Genomic DNA, 15,551 nt, shown 5'->3' with positions numbered 1-15,551 from the left:
CTAAAGGGCCGTCGAAGACTACGACGTTGATAGGTTGGGTGTGTAAGCGCTGTGAGGCGTTGAGCTAACCAATACTAATTGCCCGTGAGGCTTGACCATATAACACCCAAGCAATTTGCTTAGAGCAAGTTGCGGTGTGTGAAGACGATACAAACCGAAAGTTTGCGGTTCACAAAACACCACATCTATTACATACCCATTCGCTGGAGCGTAAACCGAAAGGTAAACGACCTGGCTACCGAATTTCTTGACGACCATAGAGCATTGGAACCACCTGATCCCATCCCGAACTCAGTAGTGAAACGATGCATCGCCGATGGTAGTGTGGGGTTTCCCCATGTGAGAGTAGGTCATCGTCAAGATTAAATTCCAAACCCCCTGTCTGCTCACGCAGACAGGGGGTTTGTTTTTGTGGGCAGAAAAAGCGGTCGCAAGCTTCAAGCCGTGTGCTCTCGGCTTGCCCCAAGCTGTTAGCTTGCTGTGTGCGCGGGGTTTCTATGCAATGGCGCCGCTCATGGCTATCATGCGTGCCTCATTGTGAGGCGATACATGCATGCTGACGTTGTTGAAACTCCTCAAAGATGGTCGATTCCACTCAGGGCAAGCGCTTGGTGCTGCACTTGGCGTTAGCCGCAGTGCAGTCTGGAAGCAGCTCCAGCTTTTGGAATCAAACCTGAACCTGTCGATTCATAAAGTTCGTGGTCGTGGCTATCAGTTAGCTGCACCGCTTGAGCTCCTTGAGCAGGACCAGTTGACTGCTAGCCCATGGCCTGTCTCTATTCATGATTCATTAGACTCCACTAATGCCGAGGCCTTGCGCGCGATCGACAGTGGCACTGCGGCGCCGTTTGTTGTTACGGCTGAGCGGCAAACTGCTGGTCGTGGACGAAGAGGCCGCAAATGGGTCAGTCCTTTCGCAGAAAATATCTACTACAGCCTTGTTCTTCGCATGGATGGCGGGATGCGCCAGCTTGAAGGGCTTAGCCTTGTGGTTGGTCTGGCAGTACTGAGTGCGCTTCGCGGGGTGGGGATATCTGACGCCGGCCTCAAATGGCCAAATGATGTGCTCGTAGGCAACAAGAAAATTGCCGGCATTTTGCTTGAGTTGGTCGGCGATCCGGCTGATGTGTGTCATGTGGTTCTGGGGATCGGCATTAACGTCAATATGCGGGTGGCCAGCGAGGTAGATCAGGCCTGGACCTCGGTATTTCTCGAGTCAGGTCATTCGGTAAACCGCAATGCGCTGATTTCGAAACTCAACGAGAGCCTGCTGGTGTATCTGAATCGCCATGCTACCGAGGGCTTTTCGGCATTGCAGGCGCAGTGGGAGCAAAACCACTTGTGGCAGGGTCGTGAAGTCTCTCTGATAGCTGGAGTGCATCAGGTGGATGGCACTGTCATGGGTATTGATCAGCAGGGCGCGCTGCGCATGAGTGTCAATGGCGAAGAGAAAGTGTACAGCGGCGGTGAGCTTAGCTTGAGGTTGCGCCATGATTCTTGAGATGGACTGTGGCAACAGTTTTATAAAGTGGCGTGCCCTTGACGCGGGGGTGGCGGTGGGTGGGGGCGTAGTTGACTCTGATGCTGCGCTGCTGGCCGCGGTGTTGGCCGTTCCGGGGTTGAACATCACCCACTGCCGGTTGGTCAGTGTGCGCAGTGATGATGAGACATCGAGCCTGGTGGCCTCCATCGTGACGACCTTTGGTGTGGCTGCACAGTGCGCGCAGCCTGCAAGGAGTGCCGCAGGTGTGAGTAACGGTTATGAGGAGTTTGCCCGTTTGGGGCTCGATCGCTGGCTTGCCGTGGTTGGTGCTTTTGAGTTGGCGAAGAGCGCGTGCCTGGTACTGGATTTCGGCACGGCGGTAACGGCGGACTTCGTGGCTGCTGACGGTCAGCACCTGGGCGGGTTTATTTGTCCCGGGATGCCCTTGATGCGCGATCAGTTGCGTACTCATACACGCCGTATCCGGTATGACGACCTCTCTGCGGAGCAGGCCTTGCTCCAGCGTACGCCCGGGCGTACGACGGTTGAGGCTGTTGAGCGTGGGTGTTTGTTGATGCTGCGGGGCTTTGTGATGACCCAGCTGGAATTGGCGCGCGAGTACTGGGGAGAAGACTTTGAAGTTTTTCTTACCGGCGGTGACGCAAGCCTGGTAAAGGATATGGTTCCAGAAGCGCGCTTGGTGCAAGACCTGGTATTTGTCGGTTTGGCGGTGGTTTGTCCCCTTCCTTGAGGTTTCTATGCGTTGGCTGTTTCTGCTGCTGGTTGTACTGAATGTCTTTTATTACATATGGCACCAGCAAGAGGCTCCGTTGAGGGCCAAAGAAGTTGTTTTCTTGTCTTTGTACAAGGGCAGTCATCAGGGCATACGTCTGCTTGGCGAGGTGCCGCCGGCAGGTCGGGGAGGTGTAGTCGCCATTGACCAGGCGCTGAGTGCGGAATGCATGTTTTTAGGCAATTTACCTGCGCAAGAACAGCTGCACGGCCTGCAGCGCAGGTTGTCTGAGATGGGGATAGCATCTACGCAAGTCGAAGGTGAGCAGGCTGAAATGCCTGGCTATGCCCTCAAGATCAGCCCGCAAGGCACTGCTGCGGCCAGTGAAATGGTTTTGCAGAACCTTGTTAATGAATTCAATGGGTTAAAATACAAAAAAATGCGCTGTGAGGGCTTGCAGGTACCCGATAGTTTGCATAGAATGGCGCCCGCTCCACAGTGAACGCCAAACAGGCTACTAGGTGTGAAGCGAGTCAAGTTGCTAACTTCCTGATTTAATTGAAGAAAGTGGTTGACATAAGGTTGGAATGATGTAGAATTCTAACCAGCTCAGGAGGGGTTCCCGAGCGGCCAAAGGGATCAGACTGTAAATCTGACGTCTACGACTTCGAAGGTTCGAATCCTTCCCCCTCCACCATATTTAAGCTAGAGCAGCAAGATTTGCGGGTGTAGTTTAGTGGTAGAACCTTAGCCTTCCAAGCTAATGATGCGGGTTCGATTCCCGCCACCCGCTCCAGTCTAGCTGTTTTCGCGACATGTTTTGCTCTTGTAGCTCAGTTGGTAGAGCACACCCTTGGTAAGGGTGAGGTCAGCGGTTCAAATCCGCTCAAGAGCTCCATATAACAAGGCAGATATGAAAATATCTGCCTTTGTTTTAACAGGTGCATAGCCTGTCTGGGGTGTTTGCTGGTGGCGCTGTTTTTAGGTGTCACTGCCCTGGTTGGTTGTTACGGTTGTGAGTAGCTCGCATTCTGCTATTCGCTGGCAATTCTCTGCTTGGACAGGGTTGATTGCAAAAGTAATTGCGCTTGTTGTTGAAAAGTCTCTCTCGTGTCGGCATAATCCGCGGCTCGATAATGTTTTAGGTCAGTAGCTCAATTGGCAGAGCGACGGTCTCCAAAACCGTAGGTTGGGGGTTCGATTCCCTCCTGACCTGCCAGATTCGCTCATTGCGTCTGGCTTTCTTTTCACAGGATCCTCTTTGATGACTCCCAAGGCTGAAGTTCAAGGCTCTCGCTTCGATCTCCTCAAGTGGCTTGTAGTGGTAGCTCTTGTGGTGGTTGGCGTTGTTGGGAATCAGTATTATTCTGGTTCGCCGATCCTGTATCGCGTCATTGCACTTCTTGCGATTGCTGCTGTTGCTGCCTATGTGGGCTTGCAGACGGCAAAAGGCAAGTCGTTCGCTGTCCTGGTAAAGGAAGCTCGTACTGAGATTCGTAAAGTCGTATGGCCAACTCGCCAAGAAACTACGCAGACCACGTTGATCGTGGTGGCTGTTGTTCTTGTTATGGCGTTGCTGTTGTGGGGTTTGGATTCCCTGCTCGGCTGGCTCGTTTCCTTGATTGTTGGCTAAGGGTGTCCCGTGGCTAAGCGTTGGTACGTAGTGCATGCTTATTCGGGTTACGAAAAGCATGTTATGCGCTCTCTGATAGAGCGTATTAAGCTGGCAGGCATGGAAGATGGCTTCGGCGAAATTCTGGTTCCCACTGAAGAAGTGGTTGAAATGCGTAATGGCCAGAAGCGCAAAAGCGAACGCAAGTTCTTCCCTGGTTATGTGCTGGTTCAGATGGACATGAGCGAAGGGACTTGGCACTTGGTCAAGGACACTCCGCGTGTCATGGGCTTCATTGGTGGTACTGCTGATAAACCGGCACCTATCACTGATAAAGAAGCAGAAGCAATTCTGCGTCGCGTAGCTGATGGCAGCGACAAGCCCAAGCCGAAAACACTGTTCGAGCCGGGCGAAGTTGTCCGTGTTACCGACGGTCCGTTTGCCGATTTCAATGGCACGGTCGAAGAAGTTAACTACGAAAAGAGCCGCATTCAAGTGGCGGTGCTCATTTTCGGTCGCTCTACTCCGGTAGAGCTAGAGTTTAGCCAGGTCGAAAAGGTCTAGTTAAACACGAATCCCAACCCCATGGCCTAGGCTGTGGGGTTTTGTCGTCACTGGGATAAACGCGCAAGTAACCGGGGAGCCTCTTTAGGCGATTGAACCCGTAATTGGAGTGCCTCATGGCTAAGAAGATTACCGCTTACATCAAGCTGCAAGTGAAGGCCGCTCAGGCTAACCCAAGCCCACCTGTTGGCCCGGCTCTGGGTCAGCACGGCGTGAACATCATGGAATTCTGCAAGGCTTTCAACGCCCGTACTCAGGGTATTGAGCCAGGCCTGCCGACTCCGGTGATCATCACTGTATACAGCGACCGTAGCTTCACGTTCGAAACCAAGTCGACCCCTGCTTCGGTTCTGCTGAAGAAGGCTGCCGGTCTGACTAGCGGTTCCGCTCGTCCAAACACCGTTAAGGTTGGCACTGTAACTCGTGCTCAGCTGGAAGAAATCGCGAAAACCAAAAACGCGGATCTGACTGCAGCTGATATGGAAGCAGCCGTGCGTACTATCGCCGGTTCTGCTCGTAGCATGGGCCTTAACGTGGAGGGTGTGTAATGGCTAAGCTGACCAAGCGTCAAAAGGCAATCGCCGGTAAAATCGAAGCTGGCAAGTCTTACAATTTTGTAGACGCTGCTGCTTTGCTGGCTGAGCTGTCGACTGTAAAATTCAGCGAGTCTTTCGACATCGCCGTTAACCTGGGCGTAGACCCACGTAAATCTGACCAGGTTGTTCGTAGCGCTACTGTGCTGCCACACGGCACTGGCAAGACTGTACGTGTTGCTGTGTTCACTCAGGGTCCAGCTGCTGAAGCTGCTCTGGCTGCCGGCGCTGATCGCGTTGGTATGGACGACCTGGCTGCCGAAATGAAAGGCGGCGACCTGAACTACGACGTAGTTATTGCATCCCCGGACGCAATGCGTGTTGTTGGTCAGTTGGGTCAGATCCTGGGCCCACGTGGTCTGATGCCTAACCCTAAGGTTGGTACTGTAACTCCAGACGTAGCCACCGCTGTTAAGAACGCGAAGGCTGGTCAGGTTCGTTATCGCACCGACAAAAACGGTATCATTCACACTTCCGTTGGCAAGATCGGCTTCGACGCCGTTCAGCTGAAGGAAAACGTTGAAGCCCTGATCGCTGATCTGAAGCGTATCAAACCAGCTTCCTCGAAAGGTATTTATGTTAAGCGCGTAACCCTGAGCACCACTATGGGCCCGGGCCTGGTCATCGACCAGGGTTCCCTGGACGCGTAAGACAAAATTGGCGCAGTCAAATGCGCCAATTGAAAGATTGGGGTCCCTGCCTGGCGGGGGCTATCCAAGACCGTAGGCGGCGAAAGCCTTAAACCTCAAGCCTACGCAGATGGTGCTCCCGGTTCCTTACCGAATCAGACACCAAAACGACATCAGGCCTCGGCCAGATGAAACGGTAACAAGCAGGAGTTAAACCCGTGGCAATTAAACTCGAAGACAAGAAGGCCATCGTCGCTGAAGTCAACGAGGCTGCCAAAGTTGCCCTGTCCGCTGTTGTGGCTGATGCCCGCGGTGTGACAGTAGGCGCTATGACCGGACTCCGTAAAGAGGCTCGTGAAGCTGGCGTTTACGTACGTGTTGTACGTAACACCCTGCTCAAGCGCGCTGTTGCTGACACTGAATACAGTGTTCTCAACGACGTGTTCACTGGCCCGACCTTGATTGCATTCTCGCAAGAACATCCGGGCGCTGCTGCTCGTATCTTCAAAGAGTTCGCAAAAGGTCAGGATAAGTTCGAGATCAAGGCAGCTGCGTTCGAGGGCAAGTTCCTCGCAGCTAATCAGATCGACGTACTGGCAAGTCTGCCGACCCGTGACGAAGCAATTTCTCAGCTGATGAGCGTGATTCAAGGCGCTACCAGCAAATTGGCTCGTACTCTGGCGGCCCTTCGCGACCAGAAAGAAGCTGCTGCAGCCTAAGGCTGAGCGACTCCTTTCAGCGTTTATTGTTTATTTCGATGGCCGCGTAGGCTGTCACCCCAATACAGGAATTTATAGTCATGTCTCTGACTAACGACCAAATCATCGAAGCAATCGGCGAAAAATCCGTTCTGGAAATCGTTGAACTGATCAAAGCAATGGAAGAGAAGTTCGGCGTTTCCGCTGCTGCTGCTTCTGCTGGTCCTGCTGCTGCCGCTGCTGTTGTTGAAGAGCAAACTGAATTCAACGTTATGCTGCTGGAAGCTGGCGAGAAGAAAGTTAACGTGATCAAGGCTGTTCGTGAGCTGACTGGTCTGGGCTTGAAAGAAGCCAAGGCAGTAGTTGACGGCGCTCCAGCTATGGTACTGGAAGCTGTTGCTAAAGAAGCAGCTGACAAAGCCAAGGCTACCTTGGAAGAAGCAGGCGCTAAAGTCGAGCTGAAGTAAGCATCGACCTTGCGTTTCCAGCCCAGGCGTTAAGCTGAGGCTGATGGCTGGTGGCTCTTGCCACCGGCCTTTTTCCGTTATTGGCAGCCGACTAGGTTGGTGCCTTTAACGTGCTGTAACCACCCTGTGCGGTGGAGCAAACCAAGGGGTTTGCACGATTTTCTGGCTGCTCCCGTCGGGAGAGGCCAAACAAGCAGGTGACCAAGCTGGGGAACGCTGATGGCTTACTCATATACTGAGAAAAAACGTATCCGCAAGGACTTTAGCAAGTTGCCGGACGTCATGGATGTGCCGTATCTCTTGGCAATCCAGCTGGATTCGTATCGTGAATTCTTGCAGGCGGGAGCGACTAAAGATCAGTTCCGCGACGTGGGCCTGCATGCGGCCTTCAAATCCGTTTTCCCGATCATCAGCTACTCCGGCAATGCTGCGCTGGAGTACGTCGGTTATCGCTTGGGCGAACCGGCATTTGATGTCAAAGAATGCGTGTTGCGTGGCGTAACGTACGCCGTACCTTTGCGGGTAAAAGTTCGTTTGATCATTTTCGACAAAGAATCGTCGAACAAAGCGATCAAGGACATCAAAGAGCAAGAAGTCTACATGGGTGAAATCCCCCTGATGACTGAAAACGGTACCTTCGTAATCAACGGTACCGAGCGTGTAATTGTTTCCCAGCTGCACCGTTCCCCGGGCGTGTTCTTTGACCACGACCGCGGCAAGACGCACAGCTCCGGTAAGCTGCTTTATTCCGCGCGTATCATTCCTTACCGTGGTTCGTGGCTCGACTTCGAGTTCGACCCGAAAGACTGCGTGTTCGTGCGTATTGACCGTCGTCGCAAGCTGCCTGCATCGGTATTGCTGCGCGCGCTGGGTTATACCACTGAGCAAGTGCTGGACGCGTTCTACACCACCAACGTGTTCCACGTTCAGGGTGAGAGCATCAGCCTGGAGCTGGTTCCACAGCGTCTGCGCGGTGAAATCGCGGCCATCGACATTACCGATGACAAAGGCAAGGTGATTGTTGAGCAGGGTCGTCGTATCACTGCTCGTCATATCAACCAGCTGGAAAAAGCCGGTGTCAAAGAGCTCGTTATGCCTCTGGACTATGTCCTGGGTCGCACAACGGCCAAGGCTATCGTGCATCCGGCTACTGGCGAAATCATTGCTGAGTGCAACACCGAGCTGACCACTGAAATCCTGGCAAAAGTTGCCAAGGGCCAGGTTGTTCGCATCGAAACGTTGTACACCAACGATATCGACTGCGGTCCGTTCGTCTCCGACACGCTGAAGATCGACTCCACCAGCAACCAACTGGAAGCGCTGGTCGAAATCTATCGCATGATGCGTCCAGGCGAGCCGCCAACCAAAGACGCTGCCGAGACTCTGTTCAACAACCTGTTCTTCAGCCCTGAGCGCTATGACCTGTCTGCGGTCGGCCGGATGAAGTTCAACCGTCGTATCGGTCGTACCGAGATCGAAGGTTCGGGCGTGTTGTGCAAAGAAGACATCGTTGCCGTGCTGAAGACCCTGGTCGACATCCGTAACGGTAAAGGCATCGTCGATGACATCGACCACCTGGGTAACCGTCGTGTTCGCTGTGTAGGCGAAATGGCCGAGAACCAGTTCCGCGTTGGCCTGGTACGTGTTGAGCGTGCGGTCAAAGAGCGTCTGTCGATGGCTGAAAGCGAAGGCCTGATGCCGCAAGACCTGATCAACGCCAAGCCTGTGGCTGCGGCGGTGAAAGAGTTCTTCGGTTCCAGCCAGCTGTCCCAGTTCATGGACCAGAACAACCCTCTGTCCGAGATCACCCACAAGCGCCGTGTTTCTGCACTGGGCCCGGGCGGTCTGACGCGTGAGCGTGCGGGCTTTGAAGTTCGTGACGTACACCCGACTCACTACGGCCGTGTTTGCCCTATTGAGACGCCGGAAGGTCCGAACATCGGTCTGATCAACTCCCTGGCTGCCTATGCGCGCACCAACCAGTACGGCTTCCTCGAGAGCCCGTACCGTGTAGTGAAAGACGCACTGGTAACTGACGAGATCGTTTTCCTGTCCGCCATCGAAGAAGCTGATCACGTGATCGCTCAGGCCTCGGCCACGATGAACGACAAGAAAGTGCTGATCGACGAGCTGGTTGCTGTTCGTCACTTGAACGAATTCACCGTCAAGGCGCCGGAAGACGTCACCTTGATGGACGTTTCGCCGAAGCAGGTTGTTTCGGTTGCAGCGTCGCTGATCCCGTTCCTGGAACACGATGACGCCAACCGTGCGTTGATGGGTTCCAACATGCAGCGTCAAGCTGTACCAACCCTGCGCGCTGACAAGCCGCTGGTAGGTACCGGCATGGAGCGTAACGTAGCTCGTGACTCCGGCGTTTGCGTCGTGGCTCGTCGTGGCGGCGTGATCGACTCTGTTGATGCCAGCCGTATCGTGGTTCGTGTTGCTGATGACGAAGTTGAAACTGGCGAAGCCGGTGTCGACATCTACAACCTGACCAAATACACCCGTTCCAACCAGAACACTTGCATCAACCAGCGTCCGCTGGTGCGCAAGGGTGACCGTGTACAGCGTAGCGACATCATGGCTGACGGCCCGTCCACCGATATGGGTGAACTGGCGCTGGGTCAAAACATGCGCATCGCGTTCATGGCCTGGAACGGTTACAACTTCGAAGACTCCATCTGCTTGTCGGAACGAGTTGTTCAAGAAGACCGCTTTACCACGATCCACATTCAGGAACTGACCTGTGTGGCACGTGACACCAAGCTTGGGCCTGAAGAGATCACTGCAGACATCCCTAACGTGGGTGAAGCTGCACTGAACAAACTGGACGAAGCCGGTATCGTTTACGTAGGTGCTGAAGTTGGCGCCGGCGACATTCTGGTAGGTAAGGTCACTCCGAAAGGCGAGACCCAGCTGACTCCGGAAGAGAAGCTGTTGCGTGCCATCTTCGGTGAAAAAGCCAGCGACGTTAAAGACACCTCCCTGCGCGTACCTACCGGTACCAAAGGTACTGTTATCGACGTGCAGGTCTTCACCCGTGACGGCGTTGAGCGTGATGCTCGTGCACTGTCGATCGAGAAGACCCAGCTGGACGAGATCCGCAAGGATCTGAACGAAGAGTTCCGTATCGTTGAAGGCGCTACCTTCGAACGTCTGCGCTCTGCTCTGGTTGGCCGCATTGCCGAAGGTGGTGCCGGTCTGAAGAAAGGTCAGGAAATCACCAATGAAATCCTGGACGGTCTTGAGCATGGTCAGTGGTTCAAACTGCGCATGGCTGAAGATGCTCTGAACGAGCAGCTTGAAAAGGCTCAGGCTTACATCATCGATCGCCGTCGTCTGCTGGACGACAAGTTCGAAGACAAGAAGCGCAAACTGCAGCAGGGCGATGACCTGGCTCCAGGCGTGCTGAAAATCGTCAAGGTTTACCTGGCAATCCGCCGTCGCATCCAGCCGGGTGACAAGATGGCCGGTCGTCACGGTAACAAGGGTGTGGTCTCCGTGATCATGCCGGTTGAAGACATGCCGTACGATGCCAATGGCACCCCGGTTGATGTGGTCCTCAACCCGTTGGGCGTACCTTCGCGTATGAACGTTGGTCAGATTCTCGAAACTCACCTGGGCCTCGCGGCCAAAGGTCTGGGCGAGAAGATCAACCTCATGATTGAAGAACAACGCAAGGTCGCTGACCTGCGTAAGTTCCTGCATGAGATCTACAACGAAATTGGCGGTCGTCAAGAAAGCCTGGATGACTTCTCCGATCAGGAAATCCTGGATCTGGCGAAGAACCTTCGCGGCGGTGTGCCAATGGCTACCCCGGTGTTCGACGGTGCCAAGGAAAGCGAAATCAAGGCAATGCTTCGTTTGGCAGACCTGCCAGACAGCGGCCAGATGGTGCTGACTGATGGTCGTACCGGCAACAAGTTCGAGCGTCCGGTTACCGTTGGCTACATGTACATGCTGAAGCTGAACCACTTGGTAGACGACAAGATGCACGCTCGTTCTACCGGTTCTTACAGCCTGGTTACCCAGCAGCCGCTGGGTGGTAAGGCACAGTTCGGTGGTCAGCGTTTCGGGGAGATGGAGGTCTGGGCGCTGGAAGCCTACGGCGCGGCATACACTCTGCAAGAAATGCTCACAGTGAAGTCGGACGATGTGAACGGCCGTACCAAGATGTACAAAAACATCGTGGACGGCGATCACCGTATGGAGCCGGGCATGCCCGAGTCCTTCAACGTGTTGATCAAAGAAATTCGTTCCCTCGGCATCGATATCGATCTGGAAACCGAATAACACGTGACGCGAATCGAGAGCGGGGCTGTATGGCCCGCTCTCTGCTCCGCCAGGAGGAAAGGCCTTGAAAGACCTACTGAATTTGCTGAAAAACCAGGGTCAAGTCGAAGAGTTCGACGCCATCCGTATTGGATTGGCATCGCCTGAGATGATCCGTTCGTGGTCGTTCGGTGAAGTTAAAAAGCCGGAAACCATCAACTACCGTACGTTCAAGCCTGAGCGTGACGGCCTGTTCTGCGCCAAGATCTTTGGCCCGGTAAAGGATTACGAGTGCCTGTGCGGTAAGTACAAGCGCTTGAAGCACCGCGGTGTGATCTGTGAGAAGTGTGGCGTTGAAGTCGCACTGGCCAAGGTCCGTCGTGAGCGCATGGCTCACATCGAACTGGCTTCGCCGGTTGCTCACATCTGGTTCCTGAAATCGCTGCCGTCCCGTATCGGCTTGCTGATGGACATGACCCTGCGTGATATCGAACGCGTTCTCTACTTCGAGAGCTATGTCGTTATCGATCCGGGCATGACCACTCTGGAAAAAGGTCAGCTGCTGAACGATGAGCAGTACTTCGAAGCGCTGGAAGAGTTCGGCGACGACTTTGATGCCCGCATGGGTGCTGAAGCTGTCCGTGAACTGCTGCACGCTATCGACCTGGAGCACGAGATTGGCCGTCTGCGTGAAGAAATTCCGCAAACCAACTCTGAAACCAAAATCAAGAAGCTGTCCAAGCGCCTGAAGTTGATGGAAGCCTTCCTGGGCTCCGGCAACCTTCCGGAGTGGATGGTTCTGACCGTTCTGCCGGTTCTGCCGCCAGATCTGCGTCCTCTGGTACCGTTGGATGGCGGTCGTTTCGCGACTTCCGACCTCAACGACCTGTACCGTCGAGTGATCAACCGTAACAACCGCTTGAAGCGCCTGCTTGATCTGTCCGCTCCGGACATCATCGTGCGCAACGAAAAGCGTATGTTGCAAGAAGCGGTCGACGCACTGCTCGACAACGGCCGTCGTGGTCGCGCTATCACCGGTTCGAACAAGCGTCCTCTGAAATCCCTGGCTGACATGATCAAGGGTAAGCAAGGTCGTTTCCGTCAGAACTTGCTCGGTAAGCGTGTTGACTACTCGGGTCGTTCGGTAATTACCGTAGGTCCGACCCTGCGTCTGCACCAGTGCGGTCTGCCGAAGAAAATGGCTCTCGAGCTGTTCAAGCCGTTCATTTTCGGCAAGCTGGAAATGCGTGGTCTTGCTACCACCATCAAAGCCGCCAAGAAGATGGTTGAGCGCGAGTTGCCGGAAGTGTGGGACGTTCTCGCTGAAGTTATCCGCGAACACCCGGTTCTTCTCAACCGTGCACCGACCCTTCACCGTCTGGGTATCCAGGCGTTTGAACCGGTACTGATCGAAGGTAAAGCTATCCAGCTGCACCCTCTGGTCTGTGCTGCGTACAACGCCGACTTCGACGGCGACCAAATGGCCGTGCACGTACCGCTGACACTGGAAGCCCAGTTGGAAGCGCGCGCGTTGATGATGTCGACCAACAACATTCTGTCGCCAGCCAACGGTGAGCCAATCATCGTTCCGTCGCAGGACGTTGTATTGGGTCTGTACTACATGACGCGTGAAGCGATCAACGCCAAAGGCGAAGGTCGTGTATTCGCTGACTTGCAGGAAGTTGACCGTGTATTCCGTGCCGGCGAAGCCGCACTGCACGCCAAGGTCAAGGTTCGTATCAACGAAACCGTCAACGACCGTGATGGCGGCAGCGTGACCAACACCCGTATCGTCGACACCACTGTCGGCCGTGCGCTGTTGTTCCAGGTTGTGCCAAAAGGTCTGTCGTACGACGTCGTCAACCTGCCGATGAAGAAAAAAGCGATCTCCAAGCTGATCAACCAGTGCTACCGCGTGGTTGGTTTGAAAGAGACCGTGATCTTCGCTGACCAGTTGATGTACACCGGTTTTGCTTACTCGACCATCTCCGGCGTTTCCATCGGTGTTAACGACTTCGTTATCCCGGATGAAAAAGCTCGCATCATCGCTGCTGCAACCGATGAAGTGAAAGAGATCGAAAGTCAGTACGCCTCCGGCCTGGTAACCCAGGGCGAGAAGTACAACAAGGTAATCGACCTTTGGTCGAAAGCTAACGATGAAGTTTCCAAGGCGATGATGTCCAACCTCTCGAAAGAGAAGGTAATCGACCGCCACGGCAACGAAGTCGAGCAAGAATCGTTCAACTCGATGTACATGATGGCCGACTCCGGCGCACGGGGTTCTGCTGCGCAGATCCGTCAGCTGGCCGGTATGCGTGGTCTGATGGCCAAGCCGGACGGTTCCATCATCGAAACGCCGATTACTGCGAACTTCCGTGAAGGTTTGAGCGTACTTCAGTACTTCATCTCGACTCACGGTGCTCGTAAGGGTCTGGCGGATACCGCCTTGAAAACAGCTAACTCCGGTTACCTGACACGTCGTCTGGTAGACGTTGCACAAGATCTGGTTGTGACTGAAGTTGACTGCGGTACCGAACACGGTCTGCTGATGACTCCGCACATCGAAGGCGGCGACGTTGTTGAGCCATTGGGTGAGCGCGTACTGGGTCGAGTAATCGCCCGTGACGTATTCAAGCCGGGCACCGAGGAAGTTATCGTTCCTGCAGGCACCCTGGTTGACGAGAAGTGGGTTGAATTCATCGAGCTGAACAGCATCGACGAAGTGATCGTGCGCTCGCCAATCAGCTGCGAAACCCGTTTCGGTATCTGCGCCAAGTGCTACGGCCGTGATCTGGCTCGTGGTCACCAGGTGAACATCGGTGAAGCTGTCGGCGTTATCGCTGCCCAGTCGATCGGTGAGCCGGGTACACAGCTGACCATGCGTACGTTCCACATCGGTGGTGCGGCAAGCCGGACCTCCGCTGCTGACAGCGTTCAGGTGAAGAATGGCGGTACTGTCCGTCTGCACAACCTGAAGCACGTTGAGCGTGTAGATGGCTGCCTGGTTGCAGTATCCCGTTCCGGTGAGCTGGCCATTGCTGATGACTTCGGTCGTGAGCGTGAGCGTTACAAGCTGCCGTACGGCGCCGTGATTTCGGTTAAAGAAGGTGACAAGGTTGACGCTGGCTCTATCGTAGCCAAGTGGGATCCTCACACTCACCCAATCGTTACCGAAATGAAAGGTACCGTGACCTACGTGGGCATGGAAGAAGGCATCACGATCAAGCGTCAGACTGACGAATTGACCGGTATGACCAACATTGAAGTACTTGATGCCAAAGACCGTCCAGCTGCCGGCAAGGACATTCGTCCAGCCGTCAAGATGGTGGGTGTTGATGGCAAGGATCTGCTGTTGCCAGGTACCGACGTACCGGCTCAGTACTTCCTGCCAGCGAACGCCTTGGTCGGTGTAGCGGATGGTGCGGAAATCGCGATCGGTGACGTTATCGCTCGTATTCCGCAAGAAACTTCGAAAACTCGAGACATCACCGGTGGTCTGCCACGGGTTGCTGACTTGTTCGAAGCCCGTCGTCCGAAAGAAGCCTCGATTCTGGCTGAAGTCAGCGGCACCATCGCGTTCGGTAAAGAAACCAAAGGCAAGCGCCGTCTGGTTATTACCCCGAACGACGGTACTGATCCGTACGAAGAGCTGATTCCAAAGTGGCGCCACCTGAACGTCTTCGAAGGCGAACAAGTGAACCGCGGCGAAGTTATCTCCGACGGTCCAAGCGATCCACACGACATCCTGCGTCTGCTGGGTGTGAGTGCGCTGGCCAAGTACATCGTTAACGAGATCCAGGACGTTTACCGTCTGCAAGGCGTAAAAATCAACGATAAGCACATCGAGACCATTCTGCGTCAGATGCTGCGTAAAGTTGAGATTGCCGAGTCTGGCGATTCCACCTTCATCAAGGGCGACCAGATGGAGTTGACGCAGGTATTGACCGAGAACGAGCGTCTGGGCAACGAAGACAAGTTCGTGTCCAAGTTCACTCGCGTCCTGCTGGGTATCACCAAGGCGTCGTTGTCGACTGAATCGTTCATCTCGGCGGCCTCTTTCCAGGAGACCACTCGAGTACTGACCGAAGCGGCGGTAACCGGCAAGCGCGATTACCTGCGCGGCCTGAAAGAAAACGTTGTCGTGGGTCGTCTGATCCCGGCAGGTACCGGTTTGGCATACCACAGCGAGCGTAAGCGCCGCCGTGAGGCTGACAAGCCGTTGCGCGTAAGCGCCAGTGAAGTGGAAGCTGCACTGACCGAAGCGCTGAACTCGAGCGGTAACTGAGTTCTGCGGTAAATGATGGGCGGGCCCCGGCAGTTCCGTTCATCGAATCGAGACAATTTGTCTGGGTTTGATGAGTGGAAGTGTCGGGGCCTTGCCTTGACTGGGGGCAAGATCCTCTTTAGACTCTTGTACCCCTAAATTTGGCGGGAATTCGTTCCTGCCATTTTGCTTTTCTTGCAAGACAATAGCGTCGCAAGACAACAGTGGAGCTAGTA

11 protein-coding genes, 4 tRNA genes and 2 rRNA genes are annotated in these 15,551 nt (G+C 54.5%); all 17 read left to right on the top strand.

Annotated features, from left to right (window positions below; genetic code table 11):
* A 23S ribosomal RNA gene (locus ACP7BE_RS12805) occupies positions 1-99 on the top strand; the annotation flags it as partial.
* A gap of 147 nt (positions 100-246) precedes the next feature.
* Positions 247-362: ribosomal RNA gene (gene rrf, locus ACP7BE_RS12800) — 5S ribosomal RNA — on the top strand.
* 191 nt (positions 363-553) lie between these two features.
* The gene (gene birA, locus ACP7BE_RS12795; protein ID WP_094999504.1) at positions 554-1,501 is read left to right on the top strand and encodes a bifunctional biotin--[acetyl-CoA-carboxylase] ligase/biotin operon repressor BirA; all 948 of its coding nucleotides are present in this window, start codon (positions 554-556) and stop codon (positions 1,499-1,501) included.
* Positions 1,491-2,234 (top strand): pantothenate kinase, encoded by a 744-nt coding sequence (locus tag ACP7BE_RS12790; RefSeq protein WP_095019087.1) that lies wholly within the window; start codon positions 1,491-1,493, stop codon positions 2,232-2,234. Before birA ends, ACP7BE_RS12790 begins: the two co-directional genes overlap by 11 nt.
* Positions 2,235-2,241: 7 nt before the next feature.
* On the top strand, positions 2,242-2,718 hold the full coding sequence (locus ACP7BE_RS12785; protein WP_426106059.1) for a hypothetical protein: 477 nt from the start codon (positions 2,242-2,244) through the stop codon (positions 2,716-2,718).
* A gap of 110 nt (positions 2,719-2,828) precedes the next feature.
* Positions 2,829-2,913, top strand: a tRNA-Tyr gene (locus ACP7BE_RS12780).
* Between the two features lie 25 nt (positions 2,914-2,938).
* A tRNA-Gly gene (locus ACP7BE_RS12775) sits at positions 2,939-3,012 on the top strand.
* A 26-nt stretch (positions 3,013-3,038) separates the two neighbouring features.
* Positions 3,039-3,114, top strand: a tRNA-Thr gene (locus tag ACP7BE_RS12770).
* A gap of 245 nt (positions 3,115-3,359) precedes the next feature.
* Positions 3,360-3,435: transfer RNA gene (locus ACP7BE_RS12765), tRNA-Trp, on the top strand.
* 45 nt (positions 3,436-3,480) lie between these two features.
* A complete protein-coding gene (gene secE / locus ACP7BE_RS12760) occupies positions 3,481-3,849 on the top strand; it encodes a preprotein translocase subunit SecE (RefSeq protein WP_426106057.1) in 369 nt (122 codons plus the stop codon).
* 9 nt (positions 3,850-3,858) lie between these two features.
* On the top strand, positions 3,859-4,392 hold the full coding sequence (gene nusG / locus ACP7BE_RS12755; RefSeq protein WP_026014126.1) for a transcription termination/antitermination protein NusG: 534 nt from the start codon (positions 3,859-3,861) through the stop codon (positions 4,390-4,392).
* Between the two features lie 116 nt (positions 4,393-4,508).
* A complete protein-coding gene (gene rplK / locus ACP7BE_RS12750) occupies positions 4,509-4,940 on the top strand; it encodes a 50S ribosomal protein L11 (protein WP_008008888.1) in 432 nt (143 codons plus the stop codon).
* Complete coding sequence (gene rplA, locus ACP7BE_RS12745; protein WP_016779167.1) at positions 4,940-5,635, top strand: 50S ribosomal protein L1; 696 nt, start codon at positions 4,940-4,942, stop codon at positions 5,633-5,635. The genes rplK and rplA overlap by 1 nt, the downstream gene beginning before the upstream one ends.
* A 197-nt stretch (positions 5,636-5,832) precedes the next feature.
* Positions 5,833-6,333: a 50S ribosomal protein L10 gene (gene rplJ, locus ACP7BE_RS12740; RefSeq protein ID WP_016779168.1), complete on the top strand. Its 501-nt coding sequence runs from the start codon at positions 5,833-5,835 to the stop codon at positions 6,331-6,333.
* Between the two features lie 80 nt (positions 6,334-6,413).
* On the top strand, positions 6,414-6,779 hold the full coding sequence (gene rplL, locus ACP7BE_RS12735) for a 50S ribosomal protein L7/L12 (RefSeq protein WP_016779169.1): 366 nt from the start codon (positions 6,414-6,416) through the stop codon (positions 6,777-6,779).
* Between the two features lie 219 nt (positions 6,780-6,998).
* Positions 6,999-11,072, top strand: coding sequence for a DNA-directed RNA polymerase subunit beta (gene rpoB, locus ACP7BE_RS12730; RefSeq protein ID WP_016779170.1), 4,074 nt, complete (start codon positions 6,999-7,001; stop codon positions 11,070-11,072).
* 64 nt (positions 11,073-11,136) lie between these two features.
* On the top strand, positions 11,137-15,336 hold the full coding sequence (gene rpoC / locus ACP7BE_RS12725) for a DNA-directed RNA polymerase subunit beta' (RefSeq protein WP_094999501.1): 4,200 nt from the start codon (positions 11,137-11,139) through the stop codon (positions 15,334-15,336).
* The last annotated feature ends 215 nt before the right edge of the window (positions 15,337-15,551 follow it).

Origin of the sequence: Pseudomonas sp. TWR1-1-3 (assembly GCF_049896805.1) — a bacterium.
GTDB lineage: Bacteria > Pseudomonadota > Gammaproteobacteria > Pseudomonadales > Pseudomonadaceae > Aquipseudomonas > Aquipseudomonas bubulae.
The sequence above is the reverse complement of the archived record's forward strand: the minus strand, read 5'-3'. Positions and strand labels throughout refer to the sequence as shown.